This is a genomic window from Pedobacter hiemivivus, assembly GCF_005144565.1.
GTDB classification, from domain to species: domain Bacteria; phylum Bacteroidota; class Bacteroidia; order Sphingobacteriales; family Sphingobacteriaceae; genus Pedobacter; species Pedobacter hiemivivus.
In genome coordinates, this window is the sequence record NZ_SWDX01000006.1 from 209,606 (window position 1) to 221,825 (window position 12,220).

General features: G+C 39.2%; 13 protein-coding genes. 5 read left to right on the forward strand and 8 right to left on the reverse strand.

The window, feature by feature from the left end:
- Window positions 1–6 precede the first annotated feature (6 nt).
- From FBD94_RS16770 to FBD94_RS16785, 4 genes are all read right to left on the reverse strand, one after another.
- Entirely contained in the window at window positions 7–1,515 is a 1,509-nt protein-coding gene (locus FBD94_RS16770; protein WP_136881057.1) for a Y-family DNA polymerase, read from the reverse strand.
- A 2-nt stretch (window positions 1,516–1,517) separates the two neighbouring features.
- Entirely contained in the window at window positions 1,518–2,246 is a 729-nt protein-coding gene (locus FBD94_RS16775) for an ImuA family protein (RefSeq protein WP_136881058.1), read from the reverse strand.
- 100 nt (window positions 2,247–2,346) lie between these two features.
- Window positions 2,347–2,982, reverse strand: a complete 636-nt coding sequence (locus FBD94_RS16780; RefSeq protein ID WP_136881059.1) for a hypothetical protein — start codon at window positions 2,980–2,982, stop codon at window positions 2,347–2,349.
- 2 nt (window positions 2,983–2,984) lie between these two features.
- Window positions 2,985–3,656, reverse strand: a complete 672-nt coding sequence (locus FBD94_RS16785) for a Crp/Fnr family transcriptional regulator (protein ID WP_136881060.1) — start codon at window positions 3,654–3,656, stop codon at window positions 2,985–2,987.
- Between the two features lie 358 nt (window positions 3,657–4,014).
- Here FBD94_RS16785 and FBD94_RS16790 point away from each other — a divergent pair, with 358 nt between their 5' ends.
- Window positions 4,015–4,656 carry a DUF6266 family protein gene (locus tag FBD94_RS16790; protein WP_136881061.1) on the forward strand — a complete coding sequence of 214 codons (642 nt, stop codon included), beginning with the start codon at window positions 4,015–4,017 and terminating at the stop codon, window positions 4,654–4,656.
- A gap of 17 nt (window positions 4,657–4,673) precedes the next feature.
- Window positions 4,674–4,934, forward strand: coding sequence for a hypothetical protein (locus tag FBD94_RS16795; RefSeq protein WP_131608611.1), 261 nt, complete (start codon window positions 4,674–4,676; stop codon window positions 4,932–4,934).
- On the opposite strand, the gene FBD94_RS16800 is transcribed toward FBD94_RS16795, so the two are convergent.
- From FBD94_RS16800 to FBD94_RS16815, 4 genes are all read right to left on the reverse strand, one after another.
- On the reverse strand, window positions 4,924–5,364 hold the full coding sequence (locus tag FBD94_RS16800; RefSeq protein ID WP_136881062.1) for a hypothetical protein: 441 nt from the start codon (window positions 5,362–5,364) through the stop codon (window positions 4,924–4,926). The genes FBD94_RS16795 and FBD94_RS16800 overlap by 11 nt on opposite strands.
- A 448-nt stretch (window positions 5,365–5,812) precedes the next feature.
- Window positions 5,813–6,157, reverse strand: coding sequence for a hypothetical protein (locus FBD94_RS16805; RefSeq protein ID WP_136881063.1), 345 nt, complete (start codon window positions 6,155–6,157; stop codon window positions 5,813–5,815).
- A 27-nt stretch (window positions 6,158–6,184) separates the two neighbouring features.
- The gene (locus FBD94_RS16810) at window positions 6,185–7,078 is read right to left on the reverse strand and encodes a hypothetical protein (RefSeq protein ID WP_136881064.1); all 894 of its coding nucleotides are present in this window, start codon (window positions 7,076–7,078) and stop codon (window positions 6,185–6,187) included.
- Between the two features lie 23 nt (window positions 7,079–7,101).
- Window positions 7,102–7,785 (reverse strand): hypothetical protein, encoded by a 684-nt coding sequence (locus FBD94_RS16815; protein WP_136881065.1) that lies wholly within the window; start codon window positions 7,783–7,785, stop codon window positions 7,102–7,104.
- A gap of 203 nt (window positions 7,786–7,988) precedes the next feature.
- Here FBD94_RS16815 and FBD94_RS16820 point away from each other — a divergent pair, with 203 nt between their 5' ends.
- Genes FBD94_RS16820 through FBD94_RS16830 form a run of 3 tightly spaced genes read left to right on the forward strand, consistent with a single transcriptional unit; the run spans window position 7,989 to window position 12,218 of the window.
- Complete coding sequence (locus tag FBD94_RS16820) at window positions 7,989–9,161, forward strand: hypothetical protein (protein WP_136881066.1); 1,173 nt, start codon at window positions 7,989–7,991, stop codon at window positions 9,159–9,161.
- A gap of 1 nt (window position 9,162) precedes the next feature.
- On the forward strand, window positions 9,163–10,206 hold the full coding sequence (locus FBD94_RS16825) for a S8 family peptidase (protein ID WP_136881067.1): 1,044 nt from the start codon (window positions 9,163–9,165) through the stop codon (window positions 10,204–10,206).
- Window positions 10,203–12,218, forward strand: a complete 2,016-nt coding sequence (locus tag FBD94_RS16830; RefSeq protein ID WP_136881068.1) for a hypothetical protein — start codon at window positions 10,203–10,205, stop codon at window positions 12,216–12,218. Before FBD94_RS16825 ends, FBD94_RS16830 begins: the two co-directional genes overlap by 4 nt.
- Window positions 12,219–12,220: the final 2 nt, after the last annotated feature.

Genomic DNA, 12,220 nt, shown 5'->3' on the forward strand with positions numbered 1-12,220 from the left:
AACCCTTTACGCAAAAAAACCATGAACAAACCATTGAAAAGACTGATTGGCACCATAATGTCCCGACCGATACAACCAGTACCGACGACCGCTGGCATCTTCTACCCGATAATAATCCCTGTGTTCTCCAGCATCCAGCCACCATTCCCTTTCGATGCGCTCAGGGCCGTCGGCTTTGACCACCTGATGTTGCTCACCTTTATAAATAAAAAATTTTGGCGGATGATCCGGAGTCAAAGCCATCACCTGTATAACTTCCGGACGGGGTAATAGCTCAGTAGGCCTGGGTTTATCCATATTCCAGTTCATTAACCTCAGTTCTGTTAATGAACGCGCCTTGCCTGCTGACCGCTCCGGCCAGTAACGTGCTTCCGGTATGTAACGATGTACCGCAGCTGCACCAAGCTTTCCGCTTACCCGGTCGATCAACTGTAAAATACTCTTATTATTTAGTCCCGCCTTGCTATTCCATAGGATTTCCTGCGGAACTTCTACTGGATCTACCTTTAATGCTTCGAGCTCAAAAAGTTCAATTCCCAATGCGGGTTTAATTTGGTCGATTTTCAACTGAAAAAGTTTGAACAAATGTTCCACATTATGAGAAGCCCCGCTGGTACCTATAGCAATCTGTACGATTTTGCCGTCAATCCGGTAAGCTGTCAATAGCCCGGAACGTAAACCTAGGCCTTCGGTTTGCAGACGTTTACACAATACTTCCAGCAGCTTGGTAATCGCGATCTCAATTCCTGTCCTCGTTTTGATCGGCTCCAGGGAAGCCAGTCGCTCGCGGAAAGGAACTGGCTGCCGTAAGGATTGCAGCACTTCCTCTTCCGTTCCCAGCGCCTGCGCCAGTCGCAGCAAAAATGCTTCACCAAAACGCCTACGTAAGACCGATCTGGGCATCCCAATAAAACTCCGAATCTGGTAAAAGCCCAGCTTTCTAAGTTTAGAAAGCGTTGTTTCTTCCAGTCGTAAAGCCTCTGGTGGTAAAAGCTGTAACGTTTCGACATGCCCATCTGAAGCAACCAGCGGAGTAACCTTTCCAAAGCGCGATACCGCCCAGGCTGCACCAGGTGTATCGGCAATCGCCAGACGAACCGTATACCCCTTACTTTTTAACCTTGAAACAATTTCTTTTAAATATTCACGCTCGCCACCCCAAAGGTGCGCGCAACCACTTACCTCCAGCATCAAGCCATCCATACTGAATTCATCAATAGCGACAATCGGTGCGTAACGAATACAATACTCACCCAATCCTTTAAGCAATTTCCCTGCACGCCCGACTTTATCATCCAATACTTCCAGGCCTGGGCAAATCGCTTTGGCATCTGCTGCTGACATTCCCGGTGTTATATCATGTTCAGCGGCAAGCTGGCTGACCGATGTGACCATCATCCGACCATGATCAGGGACAGCAAAAACAAAGGGCAGGTCCTTTAATTCCGGCCGCCGTATAACCTGCCAGTCCGCTAGTAAATGACGAAACCATATGGAAATATACCTCCTGCGCATGATTAGCCAGCTTTTCCTTGTACCATTTGAACAAGCACTTTTTCCTCAGGAACCTGCAAGAACCTATCCGCCTCCCATTCCAGCGTCCAGCAGCCTGGATTGCCGCTTCGGACTTTCAACAACTCGACCCGCCAGCGTGGAAAGCCAACCCCAGGCATCCCTGGTTCAGCAGAACTGGGCAATGGAGAAATCTTCCAGCGTGCAGTCGACACACCGGCAACCAATCTTTTGGGATCTTTGCGTATAATCATTGCAGGAATGCCCTGCTGTTCTGCAGCCAGCTGGAGGCGCCGAGATTCCACTAAACTCAAACTATCTACTTCAGCCACTACTGCAGCCAGACCTTCACAACGCAGTGCTTCCTCCATTACCCAGAGTACCTCACGATCATTCCGTACATCCACGAAAATGATGCGGTCAGCCTCGACATTAAAGGCAGCTAGCGAGGGTGGAAAAAGTCTACGTGCCGTACTGATCCATACACAGCCCGTCCCATCAGCCATCAATACAGACAATAATCCAGCAATAAAACCATCCGTGGCGGCCGTTTGATCGGGCGTTGCACAAATAAATTCATGAATAGCCTTCCTGGGAAATACCCCCGCTGGAAAGGCCGCTTCAATTTCACCAAGTCCAACACACTCCGCAGCTTCCCCTTCAGCAGGCTTAAAACCTTGCCACAGCAGCAAATCTTGCCGCAGCTTGTTTAGAATTTCTAGTTTAGCTTCCATGACTCCTTATTTACGATTACTAACAAAATTAGCTCAATAACAATATCCAAACAAAGATAATACTAAAATAATTAGCAATCATTAAAATATAAAAAAGATGTCATTTATGTGGATCTGGAGTAAGAACTAAGCCCCTAAATTCCTCAAGATTCTTCTTCAATTCTACAATTAAGTTTATGAGTAATTCCACATTGTTATCATCGTGATTCATTAGTCTGAAATTATCTCCATCAGGTAGATTTACCTGAGATTTCAATACACGTGGTATTTTGTAACTCTGAGCAGTTAAGGCACAAGCGTATAAAAACAAGCTATGTATAACACTGGATAAAGTACGATCATAGTATGGTATTAACTGCTGATAACTTTTAGATTGCTTATAAACCAAACGATATGATTCGAATCTCCATGCTTGCGAAGCAATGAATTCATCGTTCATATCTTCCACTTCATCTATCCCAAATCTTAAGGTTATTTCATGCTTATAATCAATAAGTCTTTCCAATGCGATAACGCAATTTTGAACAAGAGGATCATCAATATCAAAAAAGAAATCATGATGATCTATGGAATCTTTCCAGGGATCTTTAAAATCTTTGGCGTATAATTTCATAGATTTCTTAAATGTAAAATGATAGATAAATTCATAAATATCCGAATGCATATAGGTCACCAAAACCCCCAGCCCTCTCATGCAGAGGTTCAAATTAAAAGTATCATTTCTCGATATTTTCATAATTATCCTCTCATTAAAACAGCTTGTAATTCTTGTTCGTCCATAATCTCTCCGCGAAGCCTACTTAATGTCGGGCCGGTTAGCATCAAATATGAACTGATTATTTTCTGCATTACCTTCTTTTTATCCCCTAGTCGCACTCCGGTAAAGATCCTATAGAACTCTCTTACCCGATCTTTACCAATAAACCTTAACAATCGATCCCGTTCCTGATACTTTCGACTCTGATAAGCAAGAATCGTCTTTGTAATCCGTTCGATCTCCGGATACCGTTCATAAATACCCTCCACGTCTACAGCATTAACTTCCATCAGGTGTGTATCTGGACAAGCCATTAAAAAAACATTACCCTGCATCCCTGTCATAAAGCTATCCGGCAACATGGCTATTTCACCTGCTTCAAAAATAGCATATACCGAAAAGCCATTGGCGTGATCATAATAATAGGCTATTACAATTCCTTTGTTAATAAACCAGCATTTATCGCAAATTTCACCTGCTTTCAACAAATTGGGATTACCTAAGCTATAATACCCTGTCAATTTATCTTTTAAATGTGTGTGATACTGGATGGATTCCGGAGAAATGCGGGATAAGTAATTAAAAAACTGATCCTGGCAGGCCTGGTTAATTAGATCCTTGCGAACAAGAATACTATTCTTATACTCTTTCATTGTGATAGCGTTAGTTTATATATGGGTTGATTATCACAAACGTAATAATTCAATAGAATATTATTTTTAACATATATTAAAAATAGTTGACTTTTTTAAAATATTTTTAGCGTTACCGATCTGCCATCCGCCTCAATAGTTTCGTTATAGTTAAGGAAAAACGTCTTAATAATGAACTGCATTTGAACGGCTACTGAACGGACATTGATCGGACACTCAACGGCTGGATCCGTTCAACATCCGCTGAACACTGGTTAATTAGAACTCAATGGATTTACCTTTAACAACACTAGAGTCAGAACCAGTACCACTTGACAATCAAATCATTAGTTTCTACATTTAGGAAAAAAACAAAATTATGGCAAGACTTAACAATGGAATATTAGGTGGTATCAATGGCAAAATCGGCCCTGTAGAGGGCTATGTTCGTTATGGAATACCCTATGTGAGAACAAAAAAGAGGAAATCCAAAGTTCCTCCAACCATCAAACGACTTACCTGCCGCAAAGGAATGTCGGTAGTGAATCATTTCATCAACAGCATGACAGATTACGTGCGAATCGGTTTTGAGGGCGTAGCTATCGGCAAACCATTCTCGCCCAATAACGCCGCCAAATCGTACCAGTTGCTCAATGCATTACATGGTGAATACCCTGAGATTAGTATTTTTTATCCTGCTGTTCGGTTAACCCAAGGGAGCATTGAAACGCCTACAAATACAAAAGCGGTAATAGAAGGCAATGGTATCCGTTTTACCTGGGACTATAACCCTGTATTAAACTGGGATGACAGACGTGCGCAGGTAATGCTGCTGGTTCATGTGGAAGAAACCGGCAAAACAATTAACATACTTAGTGGTGCACGTTATACCGAAAAGACAGAGTTTATGGAAATGCCGGCCGAGGTAAAGGGCCTAAACCTCCATGCCTATTTGTCTTTTATAGCCGACGATAGAAAAAACATCAGCAACAGTACATACCTAGGTAACCATGTCATATAAATCCCTAAACACAATCTATGATAGCAATTTTAAAACGCATACTCTTATTGCTTGAAACTTACGCTGAAGAGCGACGAGCGGAACGGCTGCAAATGCAAATTGCAGCCGACAAAGAACGATGGCTAGATTGCCAGACCGTTAAACTGATGCTCAGAAAGGGCGACAGAACCTTGTTTAACTATGTCAAAAATGGTAAGCTGGTTAGTAAAAAAATTGGTGGCACCAATTTCTACCTTCAAAGCAGTGTCATGAACTTTTTGGAAAGGACTACTGGATGAATAGTTTATTTAAGTCGAATTCTTCTGTCCATATCTCTATGCCAGTGTATTTGCAATATGCTTTGTAACGTGCTATGCCATCTTTGGTGATTAAGAGCTGCTTTGCTTCTAACCTATTTATTGGGTCTTTAAATGTGCGGTCCTCACTATGAAACGAGGTAACATATGCCCAATCTTCATCTGGACTTAAAATTGCTTTGACCAGGGCGCCTTTATCTGTGCTATTATAGTAGCTAATTGATGCATCCCAAAAGCTATGGCAATTGAAATCACGATCTGCTTTGAATTGACTGATCGCCTTTAAGCGGGATTTAATAAGCGCTTTCCAGGATGCTGTTACCTGTATAATGGCAAATTCGACGCCAGCCCAATCACTTTTCGTGTAGGCTTTAATCAATACATGTTCAGTTGGCTTTGTCGATTTTTTCATTTGGCTCTCCATTTTCAGTTGTGTTCATGCTGATACTAAATGGAATCCTTAAGGAGGGGATATTTACAGATATTATGAATGATTATTCATAATTTTTCTGCGCTAGGCAGAAATTATTAAACAAAAAGCATGGAACCCCACTTATTGCCATAGAGGCCCTAGGAAGCCCACAAACGAATAAGCAAGGCCCACGCTTTTAGCGCGAGCACTTTTCACTTATCCTCTCGTTTGTGTCGAAATTTCCTAGGTTTCTAAGGCGAGATTCTTAAGTGCTAAATGCTTCAAATATTTTGAAGATTTGGCAAAAATATAATATTAGCTTGTTACATACATTTAAATTTTATCAAATATACATAGATTACACTAATTAAAACAAATATTTCTACAAAATTAATTATTGTGATAATTTATCATATTTTGGATGAATGATCAAAATTTTGAGATGTCATCACCTAGGCTTACTGTCAATTAACGATTGCAAATTATCCAATGACTCCACAAAACCAATAACAAGCTTTAATCTTCCTTGATCACCTAAGTCCTCAAACAAAGGAATTAAATCTGTATTGATCTTTGATTTTTTTTCGGCGATCTGCTGCTCGAGCCTATTTAAATAGGAGCCATCCATTTGCTTATCTGCCAACAACTGATAAGTAAAAATTGTATTGTATAACGTTTTTTTAATCAAAAAAAACTGTTGATTCACTGTTGCATGAAGTTTTCTTTTATAATCAGCAATTTCGCTTAACAATCGATCCAGCTCGCCAAATACTACTTCCTCAAGGTCGTTCATAGTAGAATAAAATTAGTTTCGGCAAACTTAAAGAATAAATTGAGTATGCACGAGAAAACTTTTACTTCTGGCAAGCACAATTCGGCATCTTACTGCGAACCCCGAATCTATGGGAGACACTAACTGCTCCTCCAGTAGCTTTCTCATCTTTATGATCTCCTCCCTTGTAGCAATTAACCTAACAGCAACAGAAGTATCACCCAGGCTGGTGGCTTCCTTTTGGAAAACACGATCTTCCAGAACTTCAAAAATCCGGATTTCATCTCGACTTACTATCCGTTCTTCTTCTATTATATTAAGAACATAGCGGGGGTTCGTATTAAAAGAAAAGTCATTCGACTGTATACTACTTGCTATACTCCCTTTAAGTTTACTGTGGAGTACACTAGCTCGTAGTGGAGAAAGGACAAATAGGTCTGCATACCGTTGATTCACAGCATTAATGTAATTATTCCTTAATATGCTCGCTTGCAGGTCTAGGCACCGTAAGCTATCAGCACTATATTGATCCTGTTTCTCGGCCAGAGCACTGGCAGAAGATAGCGTGCTTAATGCTAATGTTACAGAGATAATTCTGGGATCAAGCTTTAAAGATAGTCTCGGGTTGATATGGACAGACTTTAAATAAGCGTCGTTAACTGAAAGAACCGCAACTGATGCGGAAGCAGATGACAGTACCAGCGGTATATCCAGGTTGGTATTTTCAGCCCCTCTATTCCTGGAAGGTAATTTATCTTTTGATGACACACAATTTAAAAAACAAAGTTGAAAGAGCAGAACATTTGCTAAAGACAGGTTTCTTTTTGCTTTTATATCTGGTCCTGAGTCGGAAAGGGTAATGTCGGGCAAGTCGAATTTAGCCTTTGAACAGTCGAAAACACGGGTATCAGATCTGTTTCCACAACCGTACAATAAGCTCATAACGCCGAACAGCAATAGCTCTTTCATAATTTAAGGGTAGTTTTGAGCATAAGGAGCGTAATGATAAGACCGGCAATGACGCCTATAATCATCACAGGTTTTATAATATCATGCAGCGATTTGAGTCTTTCTTTGATACGCCTACTATTAACATCGCCGGAGAACTGGTATAAAGTGTCCGCTATTGAAATGATTTCAGAAAGTGACATTAAGCCTATTAATAAAAATGCACCCAGAATACCAGCATAGCAGATGATGAGTTGGATTTGTGAAGCCTGAAAAGAATAGTAAAGGTTGATTAGGCTCGCATTGCACAACCACCAGACAATAACAATCAGTGATCGGTGACAATTATGGAGCCAGCTTACGCTCCTCCTGTCATGGAACATACCAAAGGGATTTAATACCCATTCGTGTGTGAACAATGTGCAGACTATATCCTCTCTCTTTTCTACATTCGTCTCCTGAAGTAAAAAATGCAAACGCTTCAGTTTAAGTAAAAAAACAACATTAAACAAAACGAAAATAATGCCTATAACAGGAAAGGCGTTGCTTTTTGGTATTTTCAGTTCAAGCACATCTATCGTATCTGTTTCAATTAACCCCGCCCACCAGATCACTACAGCAATAGACAAAAACCACTTAAGAAAAGTATCTAACGAATCTAAAGTATTCTTAAAAGCTGCACCAATAATTTCCTGGTTCATGTTGTATTGTCAAAGTATATATACTAAAATACCCAATATATTTAGCGATTATGGGCTAGATTTGTAATATCACTCTAAAGAGGGATATCTCGTAGAGGTTAAAATGCTGAACTAGTAGAATATTCACCCTTTTGGGGGATTTTTTGATATTCACATAGTAGCTACATTAGAAGCGTAATTGAGGGATAATTTAATCAAAAATTATGTTTAATAACGCTGCTCTGGATGTAATTATAGGTCTTGTTTTTATCTATTTATTGTATAGTTTGTTCGCGACAGTTATTGCTGAAATAATTTCCACAAACCTTGGAATTCGCGCAAGAAATCTCAAAGAAGCTATAGATAGAATGCTAAATGATGAAAAAGAGGAGCCCGGTCCTTTATCGAGATTCCAAGATAGCTTCATGGTCCTAAAGAATCCTGACAATCCGCGTATAAAACAATTCTATGATCATCCTGAAATAAAATATCTTGGCAGTTCTGGTATTTTTAAAAACCCTTCGAGCTTTAAAGCCATTAGCTTTTCTAAAACCATAGTATTTATACTTAGTAATGGTGCCGAAAACAAGGAACAAATTACCAATACACTGAACAGCTTTTCATCGGAAGATAATGCTAAAAACGTATTTGATATGGAAACAGCAAAATATGTAAATAGCTTATGGAAAGAATCTTATGGTGATATAGTGAAATTCAAGCTTCAGCTGGAGCAATGGTTCGACAGAACCATGGAACAGGCTACCGAGTGGTACAAAAGAAAGATACAATTCATCCTCTTGCTGCTTGGCTTTTCTTTAGCCTGGTTTTTTAATGTTGATACCCTGGTCATCATCGACAAGCTTTCTAACGATAAGGAAGCCAGAGCACAAATGGTAAGTTTGGCTATAGCCTATACGCAAAACCATAAAAATGGTATAGACGCTCCTCCTGCAGGCGCTATTGATAAGGGAGCAAATAATAAATCACTTGATTCTCTAGTTCAGGTAAAAAAGCAATTGGATGCAGACATTGCCAAAACCCATACCATTTTAGGCGCTGGAGGATGGCCACCTACAGAGATTAAGGTAACCACAGATTCAACAACAGGAATCAGATCATACAAACCTAATATTGACCCTTCGGCATTATCCGAAGAGCAAACTAAGGCAGAAGATGGGCCAATAAGTTTTAGTCAATGCCAAAAGTGGGGCTATTTCTTTGTCCTCCTATACAACCATTTCTTTGGATTCCTGATCACAGCAATAGCCATATCACTCGGTGCTCCATTTTGGTTCGACCTGTTAAATAAACTAATGAGATTACGGGCATCAAACAAAGAGGATACAAATAGCCCTGATAATTCCTCCGGTATTTCACCTTTAAAACGTGAGGCCTAAAATGAAAGTAAGGATCAATACTTATGTAAATCTGCGAACAGAATTAGCAGAAATTCATCCTTACAACAATCCAAGGGATATATACTTCTCTCCTGGAGATATTATTAATGTAGCTGAAACAGTTATTGGAGAGAACTATAAGGGAAATGACTTATGGTATAGGTTGGAAGAAGGTGGGTATGTTTGGAGCGGGGCAGATAATGATAGCAAAATCACAGTTGAGCCTAATTTTTGGTTAAAAAGGTTTGGTTTAGATCTACTTCAACAACAATTTCAGCAAAAGCTTTCAAATGTCAGCATTTCAATACTAGATACGGGTATAGACGAGATGCATCTTGATTTAAAGGACACTGTTAATTTAAAATTTAATGCAGTAAGTCAAAACCAGCCAACAAAAGACGCAGATGGACATGGAACACATTGCTCGGGTATAATAATTGGTACAGCTAAAAACAAAATAAGCGGAGTTGCCAAAGGAGCGAAACTTAATGTTTGTAAAATAATGAATACTTCATCCGGCTCTTTTACCGGGATGACAGTAAAGGGCATGATAAGAGCCTTGGATAAAGTTGGAGATCAATCGGATGTGATTTCAATATCAGCCGGCGTTAATCAATATGATAAAGAACTACATGATAAGATTAAAGCTTACGCAGAAAAAGGGGTAATTATTGTTGCCGCAATAGGAAACGTAACTCACGAGGATCGTACAGCAAAATATCCCGCTATGTTTGACGAATGTATAGCAGTAGGTTCACTAAACAACAGCCTGGAACTTTCTGATCTGACTGTAAGAAATTCAAAAATAGACATTTGCTTTCCTGGTGAATTGATAACCTCTACCCTGCCAAATGATTCTTATGGACAAAAAAGTGGAACCAGCATGGCTACACCCTTTATTGCAGGCTTAGCTGCATTGATGAAGGCCAATAACGCTGAAAGTAATTATGCAGTTTTTAGGGAGCTATTAAAAGATCATGCAGTGCTAAAGCAAAAGGAACAGTTTCAATACTACGCCATAAAAAATGAAAAAATAACATTATGAGAATAATCTTTACGTTACTCGCACTACTTCTATTTAATGTAACATTTGCTCAACATCCCTATTATGATGCATTAAAACTCAGAAAATATATTTCAGACGATAAAATATTTGCCCCCGCTGATAGCTTAGAAATGGACACTTTAGTTAGTATTTTTAAACTGTATAATTACAGTGGCACAATAAACCCATTTTTAACTCCTTTTACAAGTGAAGGAAAAGGGTTATCAGATAAAGATGCTAAGAAAGCCACCCTTAACCTAAGTTCCATCATTGGTTCTGTTGCAGGAGTAGATGTTACAACCATTGCAAATGGAGTAGCCATGTTAATGATAGACCGTGCCAAGCAAGAACTAACTGTAACTTTCTTTAACAGGTTTAAAAAATTTGCAGAGGACAATCCTGAATTCAAGGTCCTATTCCCAAAAACAACGGATAATTTAAAAAATTTGCTTGCTTATAAATATCCAGAAATGCTTCCTGCATTACGCACTGGCTTTTATGCCGACTTAAATAAAATCACCTATAATCTTGATGATGTGCTGGAATTGCCGAGATACAATGAACTGCTCAAGAAATTCCCGGAAATTAAAATAACCATAAGGTCTATACGATTAATCCACGAATTAGAATCGGGCGAATCTCATGCCGCTGAAATCATAACGAAATTTGCCGCCTTCGAAGAATGGAAAATTGCTAGTTCTTCCATTGGTTTTAATAATTTCAAAAGCTCAGTAAAGCTCGCTGCCATTTTCTCAAATAGTCTTAGGTATATGCCAGATCCGGTAAAAAAAGAAAAAGATGTAAAAGCCTGGATCTCAATCAAACAAATAAGAGAATTAGTAAAAGACACAATAACGTTTAGAATATATCTTGGTCTTGTTTATCAACTGGTTGTAATAGATAATATCACATGGTGTAAAAGCACAGCCAAGCCCTTAAAAACAGAGTCCATTTCATTTGCAGTATTGATGGGAAAACAAAAAGATAACCTATTTCTTTTTGAGAATAAATTAACCAAGTTTATCGAGCTTTCAGAAACAGTAGACAAGTTGACTGACACCTTAAAATACAAAAAAGATGAGAAAATAGCACTTAAAACTGAAGACTATTATAGCTATATCAACGCCTCCCTTGACATTGTAGATTACGGCTTTTCTATTGCCGGTTTGTTTGACCAGGATTTAGATATAGCACAATACACATTAATTGCGCGAAAATCAAATGACCTGTACAGACACCTCTATAAAAAAGAATTTACTCAGGCCTTGTCAAATAGCATGGATATCCTTGAAGGGGTAAGTATAATGATCAAAGAGGCCGGTGATACAACTCATAAAAAATCATTAAAATTATTGACTGATGTACTGCCTAAATTAACTAAATACGGGCTATTTATGGCAAACATCGCCAGTACAGATAAGCCAGAGGAAATAAGAGACATTCTTGACAATGCTATACTACCTGTCGGGAGCTCCTCAATTAAAAAGAATACCGATTTTAACGTTTCTGTTCAATCATACCTAGGGGCTTACGGCTTTTCAAACCCTGTAAAAAGTAGTACTGGAAATGGAAACGCCTGGACAGACAAATTTGGGGTATTTGCGCCTATCGGTATATCCGTAAGTCGAGGTTTTAACAAAGGACCTGGTAAAAATTGCGGATCATTAAGCTTGTTCGCTGTCCTCTTTGATCTCGGAGCAATAGTAGATTATCAGCTTAAAAAAGACTCCGTAACCAATTCAAGTGGTGCTACACAGGAAGAAATTACGAAGAACTATAAAATTAAATTGGGACAAATTATATCCCCCGGAGCTTACGTGGTTTATGGTTTCTTTGGAAACATACCATTATCACTTGGTTTTGGAGCGCAGTATGGCCCTGGCCTATCTAAAATAGAGTCGTCAGGCAAAACGGTTTTCAATAACCCCCAATGGCGCTGGAATGCGTTTTTAGCTGTTGATATCCCCTTCTTCAATCTGGTAAACAAATCAAAAAACAAGAAATCAATATAGAC